Consider the following 22,507-nt stretch of genomic DNA (forward strand, 5'->3'; position numbering starts at 1 on the left):
GTCAGTCCCTCCTCTCACCGCGTGCCAGGTAGTCCTCCAGGCTCAGCGCGGGCGCGCGCCGCCCCGTCGCTCCGGCGCGGGCGCCCGTGGTGCGGTCGGCGCCGGGCGGGGCGGCGGCGGTGACCTCCAGCCGTCCGATCTGGACGTGCACCGTGCGCTGGGCGGATCGGGCGCGGCGCCGCCCGGCGGGGAGGCGTGCCGCCTCGCGGCTCAGGGCGGGGTCGGCCACGCGGGGCGGCGGTGGCGCGGCGGCCACCGCGGACCACACGTCCGCGGACGGCAGGCCGGGCGGGGGCCCGGCGGCAGCCGGTGTGGCATCGGATGCCGGGGACGCCGTGGTGCCCCGCCGGGTGGCCGGGCCGTCGGGGGCGACCGGTTGCGGGCTCGCGGTGATCTGGGCGCCGGGGAGCAACAGCGGTGCCGGGCCCGGGGGTCCGGCGTGCCGCTCCACGTTCTCGTACGGTGTGGGCTCGGCGCGTACGACGGTGTGCCGGTCGGTCCTGACCTCGCGGTCGTGCCGGACCACCTCCTGGTGGCGGTCGGCCGCCGGGGGCGGGGACATCCGTGCGGGCGCGGGCTCCTCCGACAGCGGCGATTCCCCCCGCAGCGCCTCGATCCGCTCGTACGGGCCGGGCAGCCGCGGCCGTACCCGGACCGGGCGGTCGCCGACGCCGCCGCCCGCGGCCGGCCCGGACACGGGGGCGGGGGCGTGCCGCGCGAGCAGCCGGTCGAAGTAGTCAGCCATCTGCGCAGAGCTCCAGGTAGTAACGGCGCCGCAGCGGGCTGAGCGCCAGGATCTGAGGCTCGCTCCAGCCGTACGCGGTGGCGAGCAGGTGGACGTCGAGGAGCAGGTCCCGGGCCCAGTGGTCGAGTTCGGCCCAGAGGTAGGAGGCGATATCCAGTTCGGCCCGGGTGGCCTCGCCGCATTCGGGGCAGGCGACGTTGAGCGTCACATCGGCCGCCGGGTCGGCGCGTTCGGCGGCCTCGGCGATGCGTCGCTGCACCGGCTCCGGCAGTTCGGCCGCGGGGAGGCGGTCGGCGGTGATGAGCCGCCCCGAACGGTGCACGGAGACGATGCAGCGGGCGAGCAGGGCCCGGCGGGCGCGGGCGGCGGGGGTGGGTTCTCGCTCGGCCCCGCCGCCGTACGAGGCCGAGTCCGCGTCCGAGGCCGCGTCCACGTTCCCGTGCGCGCCGACGCCCACGCTCGCGTTCCCGCCCACGTCCACGGGCCCGCCCGCTTCGGCCGCCGCCTGCGCGGCGGCCTCCAGGTCGGCGACGGTGGGCAGCCGGAGCTCGACCGTCCACTCGCCCTCCTCCACCCGGAGCGGACCGTCCTGCTCCCCCGGGCGCACGCCCAGGTCGCGTGCGTCGAGGTCGAACTCCATGGCCTCGCCGCACGCACCGCACTCGGCCCGGATCTGCATCCGCTCGCCGAAGAGCGCGCGCCGCAGGGCGTACAGATCCGCCTCGCGCTCGCCCACCGGCAGTGCCAGCAGTTCGTCCGCCGCGGCCTCCGGGCGGGCCGCCCGGTGCAGCAGCAGGGCGCGGCCGGGGCCGTGACGCGCCAGCCCCGCCTCCCAGATGGCCAGCAGCTCCGCGGGCCCCGTGTTCCCCATCTCTCAGGCCGTCCGCTCCCCGTACCGTGCCGTGCCGTTCCCCGTACCCGTGGCCCGCCGCCGCGTCCCGATGACCGCCGCCGTCCCGCGTCCCCGTCCCCCGCCTACGCGGGATGCGTGAACGAGGGCTCTTCCGGCTCCGGCACCTCGTAGTCCCGCTCCCAGCCCTCGCACTCCAACTTCAGGCTCTGGATCGCGACCGCGTTGGCGTTGGCGTCCAACTCGCCGAGCACCTGGTACTCGCTCGGCCAGGTCCGGTAGAGCTTGTGTGAGACGGCCACCTGGCCCGCCTCGTTGAGGACCTGGATGACGATGTCCTTGCGGAAGTCGGCGAGCGAGACCTCGGCGCCGAGCCCCGCGCCGACCTGCCAGACCTTGTTGGCCCAGCGGTCGAACTCGGGGTCGTGGGTGACGCCGCGCTCCAGGGTGATCCCCTCGAACTCGGACCGGCCCGGGGACTTGCGGGGTGAGCTGGGGTCGCCGCCGTTGCGGTGTTTGACGACCTCGGTGGTGCGCTTGAGCGGACTGATCTTGCTGATGCCCGCGACCGTACGACCGTCCCAGAGGACCAGAAACTTGAAGTTCTTGTACGGGTCGAAGCGATGGGCGTTGACCTGGAACTCAGCCATCACATTCCTAAATCTCGAACTGTCCGGCCATCTGCTGGATCTTGACGATCACGAACTCCGCGGGCTTGACCGGCGCAATACCGACCACGACATTCACGATGCCGCGTGCGATGTCCTCGTCCGTCGTGGTGTCCTTGTCGCACTTGACGAAGTACGCCTGTCGCGGAGTACCGCCCTTGAACGCGCCCTTCTCGAACAGCGTGTGGAGATAACCGGAAGCGTTCAGCCGGATCTGCTGCCACAGCTGCTCCGTATTGGGTTCGAAAACGACCCATTGCAGTCCGCGGCGCAGGCTCTCCTCGATATGCAGCGCCAGCCGCCGTACCGGTACGTACTTCCATTCGCTGCTCTGCGCGTCGGCGCCGCGCAGCGTGCGGGCGCCCCAGACCAGCGGGCCCACCACCGGGAACGTGCGCAGGCAGTTGATGCCCAGCGGATTGAGCAGCCCGTTCTCGCGGTCGGTCAGCTGGACGGCGAGCGAGTACACCCCGGCCAGCCGGGCCTCGGTCCCGGCCGGTGCCTTCCACACACCGCGCTCGCCGTCCGTACGGGCCATGACGCCCGCGAGCGCCCCGGAGGGCGGGAAGGCGCGCAGCCGCCCGGTGAGCGGATCGGTGAGCCGCAATTGCGGGAAGTACAGCGCGGCGTGGTCGCTGCGGACCGGTTCGAAGGCGCCGATCCCGGCGCGGGCCGCGTCCACGCTGCCCCAGGCGGAGGGCGCGTCGACCAGCAGGAAGATCCGCCGCTCCCGGCACAGCCGGTCGGCCGCCGACAGTACGGTGACCATGTCGCCCACGGACTCGTATCCGGCGATCTCGGGCAGCGACAACAGGTTGACGTCCTCGATGTCGCGCAGCGCCTGGAGGCCGGTCTTGTCCGCCTCGCTGCCGATGAGGTCGCGGGGGCCGGGCGGGGCGCCGTCCTCGCCGCCGGACAGCGGGAAGACGGGCGGGTTGACCGATGCCTCCAGGCCCAGGTCATTGGCGCATTCGCCCAGGAAGCGCACCACGTCGTCGGGGTCGATGGAACCGGCGACGACCTGGAGGCGGCGACCGAACGCGGTGACCTCGGTGCCCGCGAAGGCGTGCTTGCCGGGGGCATCGGGCAGTGCGCGCAGCTTGCGCTCCAGGAGCAGGGCCAGCTCGGTGACGTCACACGGGGCCTCACCGTCGCAGTCCGGGTCGTAGAGGGTGAACGCGCGCTCCACCTCGCCGATCTTGACCGTCAGCTCGACCTCGAGGTCGGGGAGTTCCTCCGCGAACGGCTTGGAGACCGTGCCGGAAGGGTCCGGCCGGCCCTCGCCGACCACCTTGACCCGGATCAGCGCCGACCCGGCGTTGATCACGGTCTCGGCGTGGCGGCCGTGGGCGGGGTCCATGGACAGGTTGGTGAAGGACTCGCGGGAGGCGCCCCGGGCGTCGAGCACATGGAGGTTGAAGGTCTCCTCCGGGCACGGGGTGTCGTAGTCGACGGCCAGCCGCAGGCCCGAGCCCCAGCGGCCGGGCTCCTTGGCGTGCACCTCCAGCACGGGGCATTCGCTGTGGCCCTCGGTGGATTCGAGGGTGACGCAAGCGGCCTTGCCGGTCCCGGCCTTGGTCACGCGGACGACGACCGCCACGGTGCCGCCGTTGCCGAAGAACTGGTGCACCGCGTAGCCGACCGCGCTCTGCGAGGTGAGGCCCCCGAAACGGCGCTCGAAGTCGGCGAAGCTGGTGATGCGGACCGGGGTGTTCAGCGGGCCCCGCCGGGTGTGGCCCACGAAGGCGGTCACCGAGGTGGTGACCGAGGCGATGGTACGGACGCTGCTGGGAAGCTCTTCGATGTAGACACCGGGATAGCCCGCGGGCGTCGGCATTCCCCCTCCATTCTCTTCAGCGCATCAAGAGATGAGGAGGGGAAGTGAAGATCACACGCGCGGATTTCCCGTCGCGCACACATTTTCTCCTTGTACTTCCCCCGGTCGCACGCCCCCGCGAAACCGGTATCGCAGGATTCGGAACGTCGCTTGCGGCTCCTGATGCGTGAGTGCGGTTTGAGTTTCCGCGCTCGGCGCGATTCCGGTCAAGACATTGATCCGGTCATCTCCTTCACGGGGAATTCCTAGATCGTTTCATCCTCTCCATGAAGTTGACCAAGCCATTACCGTGCGCGAACGCTTCCGGCAATTCGTGATCACAAAATCCCGGCCGGTGGGTGCCGACGGCGAGAACGAGCCGAAAAGGTGAACGGTTCGGCGCGCCGTTTTGCGGTCCCGCTCTCCCGGCGATATCACACCCGCGCCCGCGGGCCGCGCCCGCTGAGCAGGCACTTCAGTCGCGGGGCACTTCAGTCGCCGGGCACGTCAGCCGCGGGGCACTCAGTCGCGCGCGAGCGGGGACGGCGCGAGGGTCGCATGGCCGTCCAGCCAGGCCGGGCGGCTGAGCAGCGGGCGGCAGCGGGTGAACAGGGCGAGGAGTTCGGGGCCGCGCCGCTCCCGCAGGGCGGGGTCGAGACGGGCGAGGTCCAGCTCATTGGCGGCCGAAAGCTCGGCGAAGTCCCGGAGCAGCCGGGGTTCGGGGATGTGCGCACGGCCGGTGAAGCGGTCGTGGAAGACCGCGTCGGTGTCGCCGAGCGCCGGGCAGGTGGCCTTCCGGTCGCAGCTCGCGTAGAGGTACACGATGGCTTCGGCCTCCGCGCCGATCACCGCCACGAGTTCGCCGCGGCGGCCGAGGGGCAGCAGGGTGACGGGGAAGCCGTCGGTGCCGTAGAACGCGTGGCACAGCCCGGCGAGTTGGAGCTCGGGGCGGGCTCCCCAGGCGGCGAGCCGGGCGCGTACGCGCTGGAGGTGGGCCAGGAGGGTGCTGCCACCGGGGTGGGCGATGCGCGCGGCGCCGAGGCGGCGCAGGAGGGTGACGGCCCGGTCGGCGGCGGGGGGAGGGGGAGCGACAGGCACAGGTCGTGTCCTTTCGGTGCTTGGCAGGTCGGCACCCGCACCGCGCCCCCACCCGGTCCGGATCCTCGTGCGAGCGCCGTACGGGTTGCCGCCTGAGCCCTGCGACGATCGTCGCGACCACCGGCCACCCCAGTCAATCCTGGGAATTGCTCGCCAACTCCAAGCTCTACCTTGGGGGTTATGACTCTGGACGATCTGCGGGTGTTCGTGGCCGTGTGCCGGGCGGGCAGCCTCAGCGCCGTGGCCCGTGAGCTGACCTGCACACAGTCGGCGGTGAGCCAGCGGGTGAAGCGGCTGGAGCGCGAGACCGGCGTCAGCCTGCTGGAGCGCCAGGCGCGCGGGGTCGTGCCCACCCCGGCGGGACGCATTCTGTGCGAGGCCGCCGCCGACGGGATCGCCGGGCTCGATCTGGCGCTGCGCCGCCTGGGGGACCTGGTACACGGGGAGAGCGGTTCGGTGCGGATCACCACCGGCAGCACCACCGTGCGGCACTTCATGGCCGAGGCGATCGTCTCGTTCCGCCGCCGCTATCCGAAGGTGAACCTGGAGTTCCAGACCGAGAGTTCCAGCCGTGGCTGCCTCGGTGCCCTCATCGCCGGCAATCTGGATCTGGCCTGGATCACCCTTGGCGGCCCGGTGCGCGGCGTCGAGCAGCGGCCGGTGGCCGAGCTGCCGTGGGTGCTCGCCCTGCGGGCCGGGGATCCGCTCGCGGCCAGGTCGCGGGTGGAGGTGTCCGACCTGGCCGAGATCCCCCTGGTACGGCTGCCGCCGAACTCCACCTCCGGCGGGCAACTCCACGCGGCCCTGGCCGAGCTGGGCGTACGGGCCGGTTCCGACACCAGCGTCGCCGACTGGGACACGGCCCTGCTGCTGGCCGAACTCGGCCTGGGGCGTGCCGTGGTACCCGCCCTGCCGGGGCTGCCGGTGCCCGGGGACGACGGGCCGCTGCGGCTCGTCCCGATCCCCGCGCTGCCACCGCTGCCGGTCGGCTGGGCGGCCCGCCGCTGGGACGCGCTCCCGCCGCTGGCCAGGGCCTTCGCTGACACGGTGGCCGACACCTTGCGCGTCGTCGCCTCGTCCGAAGGGCACTCGACACGGCCCCACGAGTGATCATTTTCGGACTTCCGCCGTCAACGGGCCGGGATGGGCCGCCTCGACGCGGCGCGCACCCCTATGCTTCTACACGCATGTAGAAGCACGCACCCACTCGCACCCGTAACTCCATTCTCACCCGTAACCCCCCACGCACCCGTAACCCCCTACGCACACGCGACAGTACGCACATTGAAGGAGTGGACGCCCTCATGGTGTTCAAACGACTGCTCGGCTCGCTCGGTGTCGGCGGGCCCACCGTGGACACGGTGCTGGACCCCGGCCCGGTACACCCCGGCGGGCCGCTGACCGGTCAGGTCCATCTCCGGGGCGGCACGGCGGACTTCGAGATCGAGCAGATCACGCTGGAGCTCGTGGCCCGGGTGGAGGACGAGCACGGCGACGAGGAGCGGGAAGGGGTCGTCCTCTTCGACCGCTTCACCGTCGGCGGCGGCTTCCGGCTCGCCGAGGGCGAGCACCGCAGCCTCCCGTTCACCGTCCACCTCCCCTGGGAGACGCCGATCACCGAGCTGTACGGGCAGCCGCTGGGCATCATCCTCGGCGTCCGCACCGGGCTGGAGGTCGCGAGCGCGAAGGACAAGGGCGACCTCGACCAGCTGACCGTGGCCCCGCTGCCGGCCCAGGAAGCCGTTCTGGAAGCGCTGGGGCAGCTCGGCTTCGGCTTCAAGTCCGCCGATCTGGAGCTGGGCCATGTGGGCGGCACCGGGCAGCGGCTGCCGTTCTACCAGGAGATCGAGCTCACCCCGGCCCCCCAGTACGCCCACGCCATCAACGAGCTGGAGGTGACGTTCCTGGCGAGCCCGGGCGGCATGGACGTCGTCCTGGAGGCCGACAAGCGCGGCGGGCCCTTCTCCTCGGGGGAGGACGCCCTCACGCTCTTCACCGTCGGCCATGAGGGCGTCGAGCACCGCGACTGGAACGCCGAGGTCGGCGACTGGATCCGCCGGCTCGTCGAACGGCGCGCCGCCTATGGCTCTTACGGCTCGCATGGCTCCTACGGGCACGGTCACGGCTACGGGTCCGCGGACCACCACCACGATGGGCACCACGACGGCGGGCGGCGCTCCGGCCCGAGCACCGCGGCGGTCGTCGGAGGCGTCGCGGCGGGTGTCGCGGTCGGCGTCGTCGGCGGGATGGTCGCCGCGGAGGTCGTCGACGAGATCGGCGACGCCTTCGAGGACGAGGAGGACGAGGACTGACCACCTTCCCCGGCCAGGGGCGGCCCCCGGCCTCCCCGGCCAGGGGCGGCCCCGGGCCGGGGAGCCTTCTCGGCGTTTCGGCCATGGCCCGGTGCGGCCGGGTCCCGACGGCCGTGGTCCCATGGGGCCGAACAGCGCCACCCGAGGACCCGCCGCCCAGCCGTCGAGGAGGACGAACGACCATGACCGCCGACAGCCGCCCGGAACCACCCCACTTCGGCGACGAGCGCGAAACCCTGCGCGCCTTCCTCGACTACCAGCGGGCGACGCTCGCCATGAAGTGCCGGGGGCTGACGGACGAGGAGTTGCGGCAGCGCTCGATGCCGCCCTCGACGCTGACGCTGCTGGGCCTGGTGCGGCACCTGGCCGAGGTGGAACGGGCCTGGTTCCGGCGGGTGTTCGAGGACAACGACGCCCCGATGGTCTGGTCCCCGGTGATCGACTTCCAGGCGGCGTACGACGTGAGCGAGGCGACCGGAGCCGAGGCGTTCGCGGCCTGGGAGGCGGAGGTCGAGACCTCCCGCCGGATCGAGCGGGAGGCGGACTCGCTCGACCTGACGGGCCATCAGCCCCGGTGGGGCGAGGAGGTTTCGCTGCGGATGGTGCTGGTGCATGTGCTGCTGGAGTACGGCCGCCACAACGGGCACGCGGACTTTTTGCGCGAGGGCGTGGACGGGACTGTGGGGGCCTGAGCGACTTGACGGTGTCATCCCGGCCATGGGGTACGCGCAGCTGCCCATGCGGAGCGGACGCCCCCGCGACGGGGCGGGGCGGCTGGTTGAGGCGGCCGGAGCTGGGCACTCCGTGGGTCACGTGACCCGATACGACCGTGCCGGATGCCAAAGGACGATCATGAGCGAGCCCAGGACATCGACATCCCCCCGCATGCTCGGCATCTACCTCAATGACCACCTGACCGGAGCGACGGCCGGAATGCGACTGGCCGGCCGGACGGAGCCGCGGGAGGCGGTGGTCGGAACATGACTCCTCCCGCTCCCCGCACTCCTCCCACTCCTCCCGCACCTCCCCCGGACGGCGCCGCCGAGTTCCTCTTCATCGGCAATGCCACGCTCCTCATCCGCTACGGCACGCTGACACTGCTCACCGATCCCAACTTCCTGCACCGGGGCCAGTACGCCTATCTGGGCAAGGGGCTGATGTCCCGGCGGCTGACCGAGCCCGCCCTGAGCGTCTCGGAGATCCCGTCCGACCTGGACGCCGTGGTGCTCTCGCATCTGCACGGCGACCACTGGGACCGGGTGGCGCGCCGGCGGCTGGACCGCGCGCTGCCCATCATCACCACCCCGCACGCCTCCCGGCGGCTTCAGGGCGTCCATGGGTTCAGCCGGGCAACCGGGCTGCCCACCTGGCACGATCATGTCCTGGTGAACGACCGCAGCCAGGTCCGGATCACCGCACTGCCCGGCAGGCACGCCCCGGGCCGGTGGCAGCGGCTGCTGCCACCGGTGATGGGGAGCCTGCTGGACTTCGGCGCGCCGGGGGCGGCGCCACGGCTGCGGGTGTACATCACCGGCGACACGCTGATGTTCCCGGGCATCCACGAGATCGCCCGGCGCTACCCGGATGTGCATCTGGCCGTGGTCCACCTGGGCGGCACCCGGCTTCCTGGCGGGCTGATCGTGACCATGGACGCGCTCCAGGGGGCCGGTCTGGTCAAGGCCGTACGGCCGGAGCGGGTGCTGCCGGTGCACTACGACGACTACGCCGCCTTCAGCTCCCCGCTCTCCGCGTTCCTGGAGGAGACCCGGCAGCCGGACTTCCCGTCCGAGGTGGTCCACTGCCCCCGCGGCGAGCGCGTCACCGTGAACGCGCAGGGCGTGCTCCAGGCGCTGTGACACGCGAGGCCAAGGCGGCGGCGTGCCGACCCGCCGTCAGGCCGCGCTCCGTGGCGTGCCGGTGCTATCAGGCCGCGCTGGTGGGCGTCTGGTCGTCGCTGCGCAGCAGCCGCAGGCGTTCCAGCAGCTGGGGACGGTGCAGCTCCACGACGCACGCCATCAGGTCCGGATGGCGCATCAGCGGCGCGGCCTGCCAGTCGTGGGCGTCGGGCTCGGTGAGCCGCCGGAACTCCCTGGGCGACCCGGCGGCGTGCTCACAGTCGGCGAGCGCCGCCACGGCCTCGGCCGCGAGGGTGGAGCAGGTGAGCAGGGCCGCCGCCCAGCTCGCCACGACCTCGTCCACCCAGGTGCGCCAGACGCCGTCTGGGCCGCGGATCTCGTACGGCTCAGCGTCCACGAGCCAGTCCAGCCGGTAGGAACCGCCCGGTCCGGCCATGGTCACCAGGGCGGCGTCGGTGGTGGTCGGGTAGCGCAGCCACGCGGCGACGGTCACGGCCTGTCGAGCCTGCGCCTCTGCGAGCGCGGCGTTCATCGCGCCGTCGGCCGCCGGATAGGCCCTGATCAGCCACTGCGCGGTCGCCGCTATGACGGATGACAGGTCCAGGGACAAACGAGCCGCTCCTCTTGCGCGATAGCTGTCAGCACCGTACCCGCAGGACGGCGGTGTCGAACATGACATAGATCACTCTCAATGGCGGCGCGCCGGTATGGACGCGCGGGCGAGGAGCGCATAGCGGCCCGGCGGTCGGTGTACCGCATAGCGGCCGGGGCGCCGGGTACCTGGTGGCCATGAACGCCCCAGGTCCCGCCGTCGGTGTGGTCATCGCCACCCGCGATCGCGCCGAAACACTCGCCACCGCCCTGGAACACCTCACCGCCCTGCCGGAGCGGCCACCGGTCGTGGTCGTGGACAACGGCTCGACGGACCACACCAGGGCCATGGTCGCCGAGCGGTTTCCCCAGGTACGGGTCCTGGCGCACGGGGCCAACCGCGGCGCGCTCGCCCGCAACGACGGTGTACGCGCCATCGGCACACCCTACGTGGCCTTCAGCGACGACGACTCCTGGTGGCGGCCCGGCGCCCTGGCGCGGGCCGCCACCCTGCTGACCGGCCATCCGCGGCTGGGGCTGCTGGCGGCCCAGGTGCGGGTCGGGCCGGAGGAGCGGCCCGACCCGCTGAACGCCACGATGAGCGCCTCCCCCGCCGGCCGGGCCGCGGACCTTCCCGGCCCCGAGGTCCTCGGCTTCCTCGCCTGCGGGGCCGTGGTGCGCCGGGATGCCTTCCTGGAGGCGGGCGGCTTCCATCCACTGATCTTCTTCGGCGGCGAGGAGACCCTGCTCGCCTATGACCTCGCCGCGATGGGCTGGGGCGTCTCGTACTGCCCCGAGGTGGTCGCCCACCACCATCCGGCCTCCTCGCCGCGCAAGGACCGCACCGCCGTGATGCGGCGCAACGAGCTGATCGGCTGCTGGCTGCGCCGCCCACTGCCGCTCGCCGCCCGGCGCACCGCCGGGCTGCTCACCGAGGCCGGGCGGGACCCGGTGGCGAGAACCGCGCTGCGCGGTCTGCTCGCCCGGCTGCCCGCCGCGCTGTGGCAGCGCCGGCCGCTGCCGCCGTGGGTCGAGGAGGCCGCCCGGCGCGTGGACCGGCAGCGGACGGACGACGCGTCCCTACAGGAGGAGAGGCAGGCCGTCACCCATGACCGATGACCAGGGCGAGGACCGGGGCCGGGACCAGGGCCTGGGCCGGGACCGGGACCTGGGCCAGAGCCAGAGCCAGGGCCCAGGGACCGCCGACGGACGCCACGACGGTCGTCGTCATCACCCGCGACCGGCGGGACGAGCTGCTGCACACCCTGGACCGGCTGGCCGAACTGCCCGAGCGGCCGCCCGTGATCGTCACCGACAACGGCTCCACGGACGGCACGGCGGAGGCGGTGGCCCGGCGATAAGGCCCCTCGCGGGCGATACGGGAGTTGGCCACGCACTCCCCCGGCCAGGGTCAGCACCCGGTCATGGGTGCGCCCGTGCAGCCGGCGCACCAGGTCCAGCAGCGTCTCCTCCAGACACGCCTGGGCGCTCGCCGCGAGATCGGCATGCGGCTGCGACCACGCCCGGCCGGGGCGCAGCGGGGGGCACAGCTCGGCCCAGGGCACCCCGGTGGCGTGGAAACCGCCGTCGCCGGTGGCGTACACATACCGCCGCAGCTCGTCCAGCATCCGGGGGTTCCGTAAGGGCGCCCGTGTCCGGGGCCCGGCTGACACGGGTTGCCGTACGTCTACGCGGCCGTCGCGCGCCGCACCCCGTAGGCCGCGGCCCCCAGTGCCAGCACCGCCGCACCGGAGACCACCGAGGAGACCGGCAGGGCGAAGGCGAGCAGCAGACAGCCGGCCAGGCCGAGCCCCGGCACGATCCGCGGTGGACGGCCCTCGGCCGGGGTGAGGGTCCAGGCGGAGGCGTTGGCGACGGCGTAGTAGGCCAGCACCCCGAACGAGGAGAACCCGATGGCGCCGCGCAGATCCGCCGTCGCCGCCAGGACCGCCACCACCGCGCCCACGGCCAGCTCGGCGCGGTGCGGCACCGCGAACCGGGGGTGCACGGCGGCCAGCGCGGGCGGAAGGTGCCGGTCGCGGGCCATGGCCAGGGTGGTCCGGGAGACGCCCAGGATGAGCGCGAGCAGCGACCCCAGCGCGGCCACCGCGGCGCCCGCCCGCACCACCGGCGACAGCCCCGGGAGCCCGGCGGCACGCACGGCGTCGGCCAGCGGGGCGCCCGCCGCGCCCAGCCCGCCACTGCCCAGCACGGTCAGCGTGGCGACCGCGACCGCCGCGTAGACGGCCAGGGCGATGCCGAGCGCGAGGGGGATGGCGCGGGGGATGGTGCGCGCCGGGTCGCGGACCTCCTCGCCGAGGGTGGCGATACGGGCGTATCCGGCGAAGGCGAAGAACAGCAGGCCGCCCGCGCGCAGCACCCCGCCGAGGGTGGCGTCGCCGCCGATCTCCAGCCGTGCGGCGGCCGCATCCCCGGAGGTGAGGAGGGCCACGACCACGGCGGCCAGGACCGCGAGCACGACGGCCACGATCGCCCGGGTCAGCCAGGCGGCCTTGTGCACGCCCACGTAGTTGACCGCCGTCAGCGCCACCACGGCCGCCACCGCCACCGCGTGTGCCTGGGCGGGCCAGACATAGGAGCCGACGGTCAGGGCCATCGCCGCGCAGGAGGCGGTCTTGCCGACCACGAACGCCCAGCCGGCCAGATACCCCCAGAAGTCGCCCAGCCGCTCACGGCCGTAGACATAGGTGCCACCGGACCGCGGGTAGCGGGCGGCCAGCCGCGCGGAGGAGGTGGCGTTGCAGTACGCCACCAGCCCGGCGGCCACCAGGCCGAGCAGCAGCCCCGTCCCCGCCTCCCGCGCCGCGGGCCCCAGCGCCCCGAAGATGCCCGCGCCGATCATCGACCCCAGGCCGACCACGACCGCGTCGAAGACGCCCAGGCGCCGCCGCAACTCCCCCGGTCCGGCAGGGGTGTTCACCGTGTCCCCCATCGCTCAGCCCCGGTCCGTGTCGTGGCTGCACCCGGTCCGGCGGCGCGGGCGCGGGCCGCTGACCGGCCCGAGGGCGCGCGGCGGCGGGAGTTGGCGGGCGAGGGCGTAGCGCATGTGCTTCAGTATGGTGCCGGGTTTCGGCCACCGGCCAGGGCCCGCCCTCTCGACACCGTGCGGGCCCAAGCGGGGTCCGCCCGCCGCCCGCCGCTCTACGATGGGGACATGCCGGTCAGCGAACCCTCCTCAACTGCGACCCGGTCGCATACGCATCCCAGCGGCGCGGCGCAGTTCGCCACGGCCGCCAATGTCTTCTCGCTGCTGTCCGACCCGACCCGGCTGCATCTGGTGTGGTCCCTCGCCCGGGGCGAGGCCGATGTCAACACCCTTACCGAGGCCAGCGGGGCGGCCCGCCCGGCGGTGAGCCAGCATCTGGCCAAGCTCCGGCTGGCCGGGCTGGTCCAGGTGCGCAAGGAGGGCCGCCGCTCGGTGTACTCCCTCCACGACGGCCATCTGCGCCGGCTGGTCACCGAGGCCGTCAACCACGCGGACCACATGGTCACCGGGGCCCCGCCGCACGACTGAGCCTCGGCAGAGGACGCCGACGGGACCTCCTCACACGGCGTGGTGGGCCAGCAGCCGATGCGGGTCCTCCGCGCCCGGCGCGGGGGCCGGATCGGTGTGCACCAGGGCGGCGGTCAGCCGGGGCACCGCGTGACGGAGGGCGTGTTCGGCCCCGACCGCCACATCGTGCGCCGCCCGCAGATCCAGGCCGCCGTCCACCTCGACCGTGACCTCGGCGCGCAGCCGGTGGCCGATCCAGCGCATCCGGAGCTCGGTCACGCCGAGCACTCCGGGGACCTCCCGCAGGGCGGCCTCGCCCGCGTCGATCACCGCCGGGTCGACGGAGTCCATCAGCCGCCGGAACACCTCGCGGGCCGCGTCCTTGAGGACGAGCAGGATGGCGGCGGTGATGGCCAGGCCGACGATCGGGTCCGCGCGCTGCCAGCCGAGGGCCGCGCCGCCCGCGCCCAGCAGCACCGCCAGGGAGGTGAAGCCGTCGGTGCGGGCGTGCAGCCCGTCGGCGACCAGGGCCGCCGAGCCGATCCGCCGCCCGACCCGGATCCGGTGCCGGGCCACCCATTCGTTGCCGATGAAGCCGAGGACCGCCGCGACCGCGACGACCCCCGGGTGGGACATGGCGCGCGGGTGCAGCAGCCGCTCCACGGCCTCGTACGCGGCCAGGGCCGCCGAGGCGGCGATGGTCAGGACGATGACGATCCCGGCCAGGTCCTCGGCCCGGCCGTAGCCGTAGGTGAACCGGCGGTTCGCCGCGCGGCGCCCCAGGACGAACGCCACGCCGAGCGGCAGCGCGGTCAGCGCGTCGGCGGCGTTGTGGACGGTGTCGCCCAGCAGCGCCACCGAGCCGGAGAGCACGACGACCGCGGCCTGGAGGACCGCGGTGGCGCCCAGGACGGCGAGGGAGAGCCATAGGGCGCGCATGCCCTCCGCCGAGGACTCCAGCGCGGAGTCGACCTTCTGGGCCGACTCGTGGGAGTGCGGTTTCAGCAGATGCGCGAGCTGGTGCCAGCGGTGGTGGTGCCGGTGTCCATGGTGATGCGACTCCATACCGCCATTATGTGCATACACGCGCACGCATGCACCCGTTGAGCCGGAGAAGACTCCGCCGGACCACGAAAGAGGCCTCTCCGAACACGCGAAAGACCTCTCCCGACCATGGAAGACCTCGGTGCCGACCGGTCTTGCCAATGTTTTGGCAAGCATTGACAAGGTTGCGCAACGGTGAAGACCATGCCACATGCCGTTCATCCACCCCACCTCGTCACACCGGTAACGGGCTGCCATGGCCCCCACCCTGACCGATGTCGCCAAGGGCGCCAATGTGGCACTGTCCACGGCGTCCCGGGCGTTCAGCGACCCCGGCCGGCTCGGCCCCCAGACCCTGCGCAAGATCCTGACCGTCGCGCAGGAGCTGGGGTACGAACCACCCGTGGCGCGCACCGCCGAGAGCGCCACCGCGGCCCGAGCCGAGACCGCCACCGTCGCGCTCGTCGTCCCCGATATCGCCAACCCCGTCTTCGGGGCCTTCGTCAAGGCCGCACAGGGCGAGTGCCGGCACCGCAGGCAGACCGTCGTCCTCGCCGACACCGACCTCGACCCGGACCGTGAGCGCGAGATCCTCGCACACCTCAAGGAGCGGGCGGACGGCCTGGTCGTGTGCTCTCCCCGGCTCGACGCGGACGATGTGCTCGACATCTGCGACCGCACCCCCGCCGTGCTGGTCAACCGCGAAACGTCCGGCACCGACTGTGTGCTCGCCGACGCCGCCCACGGCATGCGCCAGGCCGTGGAGTACCTCGCCGCCCTGGGACACCGGCGGATCGCCTACGTCCAGGGCATGCGGCGCTCCTGGTCCAACGCCCACCGCGTGGACCTCGTCCGCGCCGAGACCGAACGGGCCGGGCTGGAGCTGGAGTTGCTGGGCTGGCAGTCCGAGACGGTGGCGGGCGGCACCGCCGCCGCCGCGAGCGTCATGGCCTCGGGCGCCTCCGCCGTCATCGCCCACAACGACCTGATGGCGTTCGGCGTGCTGACCGGCGCCCGGGCGCTGGGGCTGAGCGTGCCCGGGGACCTCAGCGTCATCGGGTTCGACGACATCCCCTTCGCCGAGGTCTCCCAGCCGTCCCTGACCAGCGTCGCCGTGCCGATGGCCCGTGCCGGGGCGCTCAGCCTGCAAATGCTGGGGCAGGTCCTCGCGGGCGAACGGCAGATCCCGCGTACCCACCGGCTGCCCACGCAGCTCATCGTGCGCGACTCCACCGGCCCCGCCACGACCACCGCCCCCAGCACGCCCGCCACCCCCACCATCCCCGCCACCAAGGACCCCTCATGACCGCCGACCCCCTGACCGTGGTGGTCGCCGACCCCAATCTCGCCCCGCTGCGCGCCGAGTTCGAGGCCGCCCTCCCCCACGGCACGGTCGTCCACTGGCCCGACCCCCGGCACACCGAGGCGGTCGAAGCCGCCGTGGCGGACGCGGACGTCCTCGTCTCGGGCCGGTGCACCGCCGCCATGGCCGCGGCCGCCACCCGGCTCCGGCTGGTCCACGCCGCCGGCGCCGGGACGGACAACATCGACATCGCCGCGCTGGCGCCGGGCACCCAGGTGGCCAACACCTTCCACCACGAGAACGCCATCGCCGAATACACCCTGTCCGCCACGATCCTGATGCGCCGTGGCTTTCTGCGCCAGCACACCGCGCTGCGCCGGGAAGCACACTGGGACTCCCCCGCCCATGACCCACGGGCCCCCTGGGCGGAGGACCTGACCGCCGCCACCGTCGGGTTCATCGGCTTCGGCCACATCGGGGCCCGCTGCTGGCGGCTGTTCCAGGCGTTCGGCGCGCGGGGCGTCGCCGTCACCCGGAGCGGGAAAGTGGACGCGGCGGCCCACGGACTGCTGTGGGCCGGGACCGTCAAGGACCTCGACGCCCTGCTGGAGAGCTGCCACGCCGTGGTGGTGTCCGTGCCACTCACCGAGGACACCACCGGGCTGATCGGCGCGGCCGAGCTGTCCCGGATGCGCCCGGACGCGGTCCTGGTCAACGTCGGCCGTGGCCCCGTCGTGGACGAGGACGCGCTGTACGAGGCGCTGAGCGACCACACCATCGGCGGCGCCGCGATCGACGTCTGGTACCGCTACCCGGCCGACGGACACACCGCCGCCCCCGGCAACCACCCCTTCGACACGCTGGACAACGTGCTGATGACCCCACACTCCTCGGGCCTCACCCGCCAGACCTTCGTCCACCGCACCGCCGACATCACCGCCAACATCCGACGGCTCGCCGCGGGCGAACCGCTCCGCAACGTGGTGGCGGTGGCCCCGTGACGACGAACGACACCATCACCGCCGTCGACGTCCTGGTCACCAGCCCGGGCCGCAACTTCGTCCTCCTCAAGATCACCACCGCGGACGGCGTCACCGGCTGGGGCGACGCCACCCTCAACGGCCGCGAACTCGCCGTCGCCTCCTACCTCCGCGACCACCTCGCACCCCTCCTGATCGGCCGCGACCCGGCCCGCGTCGAGGACACCTGGCAGTACCTCTACCGCGGCGCCTACTGGCGGCGCGGACCGGTGACCATGACCGCCATCGGCGCGGTGGACATCGCGCTCTGGGACATCAAGGGCAAGACCACCGGACAGCCCGTCTACCAGCTGCTGGGCGGCGCGGTCCGCGACCGGATCCTCGCCTACACCCACGCCACCGGCTGGGACCTCCCCCAACTGCTGGAGTCCATCGAGGCACGGCGGGACCGCGGCTTCCGCGCCGTACGGGCCCAAAGCGGCGTCCCCGGCCTGGAGATGGTCTACGGCGTCAGCAGAAGCGGCACCGGATACGAACCGGCCGGCCGGGGCGCCGCCCCCGTCGAGGAGACCTGGGACACCGACGCCTACCTCCGCCACATCCCCCACGTCCTCACCCGGATCCGCGAACACGTGGGCCCCGAGCTGAAGCTCCTCCACGACACCCACCACCGGCTCACCCCAGGCGAGGCCGCCCGGCTCGGCCGCGCCCTGGAACCGGCGGACCTCTTCTGGCTGGAGGACGTCACCCCCGCCGAGAACCAGGAGGTACTGCGGCACATCCGCCACCACACCACCGTCCCACTGGCCATCGGCGAGGTGTTCAACACCGTCTGGGAGTGCCAGACACTGATCACCGAGCAACTGATCGACTTCATCCGCACCTGTGTGAGCCACGCCGGAGGCATCAGCCATCTGCGCCGCATCGCCACCCTCGCCGACCTCTGGCAGGTACGGCTCGGACCACACGGCCCCTCGGACATCTCACCCGTCGCCCTCGGCGCCTCACTCCACCTCGGCCTGGCCACCCCCAACTTCGCCATCCAGGAGTACATGGGCTACGAACCCCTGGTCCACGAGGTGTTCCGGCACGCCTGGTCCTACGCCGACGGCCACCTCCACCCCGGCGACGCACCCGGCATCGGCGTCGACATCGACGAGGAACTCGCCGCCCGCCACCCCTACGAACCCGCCTGTCTGCCGGTCGCGCGACGGCTCGACGGCTCGATGACGGACTGGTGACACCGATGCCCCACCCCCTCCCCCGGCTCCGCCGCGCCACCACCCCCGCCGCCGCCCTCACCCTCCCCCACCCACCCACCGAAACCGGCATCGTCCACCTGGGCCTCGGCAACTTCCACCGCGCCCACCAGGCCGTCCACACCGCCGCCGCCCTGCGCCACACCGACGGCCCCTGGGGCATCCTCGGCGTGGCCAGCCACTCCGCCACCGTGGCGCGGGCCATGCGCGACCAGGAGATGGCCTACGCCGTCGTGGAGATCTCCCCCGACGACACCCGCGTCACCGTCCCCGCCGTGCACACCGGCACCCTGGTGGCCACCGAGCAGCCCGACGACCTCCTCGACGCCCTCGCGGCCCCCGCCACGGCCGTCATCACCCTGACCGTCACCGAACACGGCTACACCTTCTCCCCGCGCACCGGCGGCCTCGACCTCGACGCCCCCGCCGTCCAGGCCGACCTGCGCGGCCACACGCCACCACGGACCACCATCGGCCAGATCGTCCGCGGCCTCCAGCGCCGCATGCGCACCGGAGCCCGGCCCGTCACCGTGCTCAGCTGCGACAACCTCGTCGGCAACGGCACCCAGACCAGGCGGCTCGTCCACGAGTTCACCCAGGCCCTCCCGGCGGCCGAACGCGACGACCTCACACCCTGGCTGGAATCCGCGGTGACCTTCCCCAGCTCCATGGTCGACCGCATCGTCCCCGCCACCACCGACACCTACCGCGACGCCGTCGCCACCCACCTCGGCGTACGCGACACCGTCCCCGTGCCCGCCGAACCCTTCAGCATGTGGGTCATGGAGGACCGCTTCGCCGCCGGACGCCCGCGCTGGGAAACCGGCGGGGCACTCTTCACCGACGACGTCGAACCCTACGAACTGCTGAAGCTGCGCCTGCTCAACGGCACCCACTCCCTCATCGCCTACCTCGGCGCACTGGACGGACGCGAGACCATCCCGGATGCCACCGCCCGGCCGTTCATCGCCGAAGCCGCCCACGCGGTACTCCACGACGACTATCTGCCGACCCTCACCGTGCCCACACACATCAACCCCGACCACTACATCGGACAGCTCTTCGACCGCTGGGCCAACACCGCCCTGGGCCACCGCACCCGGCAGGTCGGCTCCGACGGCTCGGTCAAACTGCGCCAACGGGTCCCCGAACCCGCCCTGTTCCACCTGCGGGCCGGACGCATGCCCCACCATCTGGCGCTCACCGTCGCCGCCTATCTGTGCTGCGTGGCACCGCGCCCCGGCTTCTCCCCCGGCCCCCACGCCACCGCGATGGCGGACCCCGCCCGGGAGCCGCTCGCCACCATCGCCGCGCGGAGCGCCACCGCCTCCGGGCCGCCCTTCGTCGAAGCCGTCCTGGACAGCGGATTGCTCGGCGACGGGCTGAGAGACCACCCGGACTTCGCCGCCCGGGTATCCGAGCTGATCGACCTCATCGTCCGCCACGGCCCCGCCGCCGCGGCAGCCGACGCCGCCGGGGCCCTCCGGACCCCCGCCCACCACTGACCCCGTCCCCCCTTTCTCCCCCACTCCCCATCTCTCCACTTCCCCCGTCCCCTTTCGCCCGCCCTCCCCTCCACCGCTCCGCTGCGTCGATCCGTTCAAGGAGGCATGGATCATGGACAGCAATCCCACCCCCGCCACGGCGCGTCCCCCGTCGCCGGCCACCGCCCCCTCCGACCCATCCACCCCCGCCGAACCACCCGCCGACCCCCGCGCGGTGCGCCGCGCCGCCCTGGCCGGCCTCATCGGCACCGCGCTCGAACAGTACGACTTCGTCATCTACGGCACCGCCTCGGCGCTGATCTTCAGCGATCTGTTCTTCCCCAACGCCTCGCCGTCCGTGGGCATCCTGGCCAGCTTCAGCACCTACGCGGTGGGCTTCGCCGCCCGCCCGCTCGGCGGGCTCTTCTTCTCCCGATACGGCGACCGCCTCGGCCGCAAGTGGGTACTGGTGGCGACCCTGCTCCTGATGGGCGGCTCCACCCTCGCCATCGGACTGCTGCCCACCTACAACGAGGTGGGGCTGCTCGCCCCGATCCTGCTGCTCATCTGCCGCATGGGGCAGGGGTTCGGGGCCGGGGCCGAGCAGTCAGGCGGCGCCACCCTGCTCACCGAGACCGCCGCCCCAGGGCGCCGCGGCAGACTGTCCTCCCTCGTCATGACCGGCGCCGCGCTGGGCACCGCCCTGGGCGCGGTGGCCTGGATCCTCGCCCAACGCCTGCCCGACGACGCCCTGATGAGCTGGGGCTGGCGGCTGATCTTCGGCAGCAGCCTCCTCGTGACCGTGATCGCCCTGGTGCTGCGCCGCAAGCTCGACGAGAGCCCGGTCTTCACCGAACTCAAGGAGCAGCGGGAACGGCCCGCCTCACCGGTGAAGGAGGTCTTCCAGCACGGCCGGAAGCCCATGCTGCTGGCGCTGTTCATGAACTTCGGCGTCAGCACCCAGTCCTACACGTACCAGGTGTTCATGGCCTCCTACCTGGTGTCCAGCGTCGGCGTCGACAAGGACTTCGTCCCCCAGGTGCTGCTGATCGGGGCCCTGTGCGGCGGTCTCGCGGCCATCTGCTTCGGCACCCTCTCCGACCGCCTCGGGCGGCGCCCGGTGTACTCCACCATCGCCGCCGCGCTGGTGCTGCTGCCGGCCCCGACCTTCATCGCGCTGAACACCGGCTCACATGTGGCCATCACCGTGGCCATCGTCATCGGCTTCATCCTGGCCTGCCACGGCTCGGTCGGCGTCCAGATGAGCTACTTCCCCGAACTGTTCGGCAAGCGCTACCGCTACGCGGGCGTCACGCTGGGCCGGGAGTTCTCCTCACTGATCGGCGGCGGGGTCGCACCGCTGATCTGTAGCGCGCTCCTCACCTCGTTCTCCGGCTCCTGGATACCGGTCGCCATCTATATGTCGCTGGTCACGGCGGTCAGCCTCGTCGCCACCCGGATGTCCCCGGAAACCCTCGACCGCGATCTGAACACCGCGGCCGACGCCACCGAGCCGGTGCGCCGGTGAACGCCTAGCGCGATCCGCAGGGCAGCAGCGCCATCCCCCGCGCGTTCGTGATCGCACGGGCCAGTTGGCGCTGCTGCCGCACTCCGGCAGAAGAGCAACGCTTGGCACACTATTTCAGCCGTCGACGCCAAGGGTCCGCCCGTCGACGCCAAGGGTCCGCCCGTCGACGCCGACGGAGCGTCCGGCTACGGTGCGTCGCCGAGGCGAAGATCACCGTCGATGGGCGGCACGAAGAAACCGGCCACCTCCGCCTCCGTGACCTCGGCGAGAGCCGCCGGGGTCCAACGGGGGCGGCGGTCCTTGTCGATCACCTGGGCGCGGATGCCCTCGATGAGGTCCGGGCGGGACAGGGCCGCGCAGGAGACGCGGTACTCCTGCTCCATGACCCGCTCCAGCGAGCCCAGCGTCCGGGCCCCGCGGACGGCGGCCAGCGTGACCTTCAGCGCGGTCGGCGACTTGGCGAGGAGGGTCTCGGCGGCCTCCTTGGCGGCCGGTTCGCCGACCGCCATCAACCGGTCCACGATCTCCTCGACGGTGTCCGCCGCATAGCACTGGTCGATCCACTCCCGGTGGCCGTCCAGGGTTCCGGCCGGGGCCTGGACGGCGTACCGGGGCAGGACGTCCGCCACCGGCTCCACGGCCAGGTCCCGGGTCAGCGCGGGCAGCTGACCGGAGGGGACAACATGGTCGGCCAGCCCGCAGCGCAGGGCGTCGGCGGCGCCCACCGACGCCCCCGTGAGCGCCAGATGCGTGCCCAGTTCGCCCGGTGCGCGGGCCAGCAGATGGGTGCCGCCGACGTCCGGTACGAAGCCGATCGTGGTCTCGGGCATGGCCACCCGGGAGCGTTCGGTGACGATCCGCACACCGCCGTGTGCCGAGATCCCGACGCCGCCGCCCATCACGATGCCGTCCATCAGGGCCACATAGGGCTTGGGGTAGCGAGCGATCCGGATGTTGAGCGTGTACTCGTCGCGCCAGAACGCCCGCGAGGCCGCGCCGCCGCCCGAGGTCACGTCCTGGTGGATCAGGCGGATGTCGCCGCCCGCGCACAGCCCGCGCTCCCCCGCCCCGTCGATCACCACGGCCGCTACGGCCGGGTCCCGCTCCCAGGCGGTGAGGGTCTCGGCGATCCGGGTCACCATCGGATGGGTGAGGGCGTTCAGGGCACGGGGCCGGTTGAGGGTGAGATGTCCGGCGCGGCCCTCGACGCGCGTCAGCACGGCGTCGTCGTCGGTCGCGCGATCGGTCACGGAGTCGGTCACGAGGTGTTCGTTCCTTCCGTCGTCTGGTGCGTTCGCGGATCACCGGCGATCCGTCACCGCCGATCCGTCACCGCCGATCCTCTCAACGACCCCTCGGCCCGCCGCGGCCGCGCCCTCCGCCCGGCCGATCGGCACAAAACCCTCTGGACACCCGCCGCCCCGCCGGGGAGGGTTGGCGCAGCCCACCCCTGACCCCA

21 protein-coding genes and 3 pseudogenes are annotated in these 22,507 nt (G+C 72.9%); 13 read left to right on the top strand and 11 right to left on the bottom strand.

Annotation, left to right across the window (positions count from 1 at the left end):
• Position 1: 1 nt before the first annotated feature.
• The 5 genes from ACJX2R_RS07025 to ACJX2R_RS07045 all read right to left on the bottom strand — a co-directional run bounded on the left by ACJX2R_RS07025 (position 2) and on the right by ACJX2R_RS07045 (position 5,177).
• The gene (locus ACJX2R_RS07025; protein ID WP_413099298.1) at positions 2-745 is read right to left on the bottom strand and encodes a hypothetical protein; all 744 of its coding nucleotides are present in this window, start codon (positions 743-745) and stop codon (positions 2-4) included.
• Positions 738-1,616, bottom strand: coding sequence for a hypothetical protein (locus ACJX2R_RS07030; RefSeq protein ID WP_413099299.1), 879 nt, complete (start codon positions 1,614-1,616; stop codon positions 738-740). The genes ACJX2R_RS07025 and ACJX2R_RS07030 overlap by 8 nt, the downstream gene beginning before the upstream one ends.
• A gap of 104 nt (positions 1,617-1,720) precedes the next feature.
• The gene (locus tag ACJX2R_RS07035) at positions 1,721-2,245 is read right to left on the bottom strand and encodes a phage tail protein (protein WP_014058531.1); all 525 of its coding nucleotides are present in this window, start codon (positions 2,243-2,245) and stop codon (positions 1,721-1,723) included.
• A 7-nt stretch (positions 2,246-2,252) separates the two neighbouring features.
• On the bottom strand, positions 2,253-4,100 hold the full coding sequence (locus ACJX2R_RS07040; protein WP_413099300.1) for a phage tail sheath family protein: 1,848 nt from the start codon (positions 4,098-4,100) through the stop codon (positions 2,253-2,255).
• Between the two features lie 501 nt (positions 4,101-4,601).
• Positions 4,602-5,177 carry a DUF6817 domain-containing protein gene (locus ACJX2R_RS07045; RefSeq protein WP_413099301.1) on the bottom strand — a complete coding sequence of 192 codons (576 nt, stop codon included), beginning with the start codon at positions 5,175-5,177 and terminating at the stop codon, positions 4,602-4,604.
• Between the two features lie 180 nt (positions 5,178-5,357).
• Between ACJX2R_RS07045 and ACJX2R_RS07050 the strand changes: the two genes are divergently transcribed.
• The 5 genes from ACJX2R_RS07050 (at position 5,358) to ACJX2R_RS07070 (ending at position 9,345) form a co-directional block, all read left to right on the top strand.
• Positions 5,358-6,287, top strand: coding sequence for a LysR family transcriptional regulator (locus ACJX2R_RS07050; RefSeq protein ID WP_413099302.1), 930 nt, complete (start codon positions 5,358-5,360; stop codon positions 6,285-6,287).
• A gap of 194 nt (positions 6,288-6,481) precedes the next feature.
• Positions 6,482-7,489, top strand: a complete 1,008-nt coding sequence (locus ACJX2R_RS07055) for a sporulation protein (RefSeq protein WP_413099303.1) — start codon at positions 6,482-6,484, stop codon at positions 7,487-7,489.
• A 182-nt stretch (positions 7,490-7,671) separates the two neighbouring features.
• Entirely contained in the window at positions 7,672-8,181 is a 510-nt protein-coding gene (locus ACJX2R_RS07060) for a DinB family protein (protein WP_413099304.1), read from the top strand.
• Positions 8,182-8,341: 160 nt separating this feature from the next.
• On the top strand, positions 8,342-8,473 hold the full coding sequence (locus tag ACJX2R_RS07065; protein WP_413099305.1) for a hypothetical protein: 132 nt from the start codon (positions 8,342-8,344) through the stop codon (positions 8,471-8,473).
• Positions 8,470-9,345, top strand: coding sequence for an MBL fold metallo-hydrolase (locus tag ACJX2R_RS07070; protein WP_413099306.1), 876 nt, complete (start codon positions 8,470-8,472; stop codon positions 9,343-9,345). The genes ACJX2R_RS07065 and ACJX2R_RS07070 overlap by 4 nt, the downstream gene beginning before the upstream one ends.
• 67 nt (positions 9,346-9,412) lie before the next feature.
• Here ACJX2R_RS07070 and ACJX2R_RS07075 read toward each other — a convergent pair whose 3' ends face one another.
• Positions 9,413-9,955 (bottom strand): hypothetical protein, encoded by a 543-nt coding sequence (locus ACJX2R_RS07075; RefSeq protein ID WP_413099307.1) that lies wholly within the window; start codon positions 9,953-9,955, stop codon positions 9,413-9,415.
• A 179-nt stretch (positions 9,956-10,134) separates the two neighbouring features.
• Here ACJX2R_RS07075 and ACJX2R_RS07080 point away from each other — a divergent pair, with 179 nt between their 5' ends.
• Positions 10,135-11,055: a glycosyltransferase family 2 protein gene (locus tag ACJX2R_RS07080; RefSeq protein ID WP_413099308.1), complete on the top strand. Its 921-nt coding sequence runs from the start codon at positions 10,135-10,137 to the stop codon at positions 11,053-11,055.
• A 110-nt stretch (positions 11,056-11,165) separates the two neighbouring features.
• Positions 11,166-11,291, top strand: a pseudogene (locus ACJX2R_RS07085) (glycosyltransferase family 2 protein); the annotation flags it as partial.
• Here ACJX2R_RS07085 and ACJX2R_RS07090 read toward each other — a convergent pair.
• Both ACJX2R_RS07090 and ACJX2R_RS07095 read right to left on the bottom strand, forming a co-directional pair.
• Positions 11,288-11,570: pseudogene (locus ACJX2R_RS07090) on the bottom strand (carbamoyltransferase); the annotation flags it as partial. The pseudogenes ACJX2R_RS07085 and ACJX2R_RS07090 overlap by 4 nt on opposite strands.
• A gap of 53 nt (positions 11,571-11,623) precedes the next feature.
• The gene (locus ACJX2R_RS07095; protein ID WP_413099309.1) at positions 11,624-12,889 is read right to left on the bottom strand and encodes an APC family permease; all 1,266 of its coding nucleotides are present in this window, start codon (positions 12,887-12,889) and stop codon (positions 11,624-11,626) included.
• A gap of 222 nt (positions 12,890-13,111) precedes the next feature.
• Here ACJX2R_RS07095 and ACJX2R_RS07100 point away from each other — a divergent pair, with 222 nt between their 5' ends.
• Complete coding sequence (locus ACJX2R_RS07100; RefSeq protein ID WP_164431515.1) at positions 13,112-13,471, top strand: ArsR/SmtB family transcription factor; 360 nt, start codon at positions 13,112-13,114, stop codon at positions 13,469-13,471.
• Positions 13,472-13,501: 30 nt separating this feature from the next.
• Here ACJX2R_RS07100 and ACJX2R_RS07105 read toward each other — a convergent pair whose 3' ends face one another.
• Entirely contained in the window at positions 13,502-14,515 is a 1,014-nt protein-coding gene (locus ACJX2R_RS07105; RefSeq protein WP_413099310.1) for a cation diffusion facilitator family transporter, read from the bottom strand.
• Positions 14,516-14,750: 235 nt separating this feature from the next.
• On the opposite strand from ACJX2R_RS07105, the gene ACJX2R_RS07110 reads away from it, so the two are divergent.
• The 5 genes from ACJX2R_RS07110 to ACJX2R_RS07130 all read left to right on the top strand — a co-directional run bounded on the left by ACJX2R_RS07110 (position 14,751) and on the right by ACJX2R_RS07130 (position 21,048).
• Entirely contained in the window at positions 14,751-15,800 is a 1,050-nt protein-coding gene (locus ACJX2R_RS07110) for a LacI family DNA-binding transcriptional regulator (RefSeq protein WP_413099311.1), read from the top strand.
• The gene (locus tag ACJX2R_RS07115; protein ID WP_413099312.1) at positions 15,797-16,798 is read left to right on the top strand and encodes a 2-hydroxyacid dehydrogenase; all 1,002 of its coding nucleotides are present in this window, start codon (positions 15,797-15,799) and stop codon (positions 16,796-16,798) included. Before ACJX2R_RS07110 ends, ACJX2R_RS07115 begins: the two co-directional genes overlap by 4 nt.
• A 14-nt stretch (positions 16,799-16,812) precedes the next feature.
• Positions 16,813-18,018: a D-mannonate dehydratase ManD gene (gene manD / locus ACJX2R_RS07120; RefSeq protein WP_413105790.1), complete on the top strand. Its 1,206-nt coding sequence runs from the start codon at positions 16,813-16,815 to the stop codon at positions 18,016-18,018.
• Between the two features lie 5 nt (positions 18,019-18,023).
• Positions 18,024-19,541 carry a mannitol dehydrogenase family protein gene (locus tag ACJX2R_RS07125; RefSeq protein WP_413099313.1) on the top strand — a complete coding sequence of 506 codons (1,518 nt, stop codon included), beginning with the start codon at positions 18,024-18,026 and terminating at the stop codon, positions 19,539-19,541.
• A 112-nt stretch (positions 19,542-19,653) separates the two neighbouring features.
• Entirely contained in the window at positions 19,654-21,048 is a 1,395-nt protein-coding gene (locus tag ACJX2R_RS07130; protein ID WP_413099314.1) for an MFS transporter, read from the top strand.
• 4 nt (positions 21,049-21,052) lie between these two features.
• Here the strand turns inward: ACJX2R_RS07130 and ACJX2R_RS07135 are convergent.
• Positions 21,053-21,136 (bottom strand): annotated as a pseudogene (locus ACJX2R_RS07135) (30S ribosomal protein S18); the annotation flags it as partial.
• Between the two features lie 97 nt (positions 21,137-21,233).
• The gene (locus ACJX2R_RS07140; RefSeq protein ID WP_413099315.1) at positions 21,234-22,310 is read right to left on the bottom strand and encodes an enoyl-CoA hydratase/isomerase family protein; all 1,077 of its coding nucleotides are present in this window, start codon (positions 22,308-22,310) and stop codon (positions 21,234-21,236) included.
• Between the last annotated feature and the right edge of the window lie 197 nt (positions 22,311-22,507).

The organism is Streptomyces sp. Inha503 (assembly GCF_047215865.1).
GTDB lineage: Bacteria > Actinomycetota > Actinomycetes > Streptomycetales > Streptomycetaceae > Streptomyces > Streptomyces lycopersici.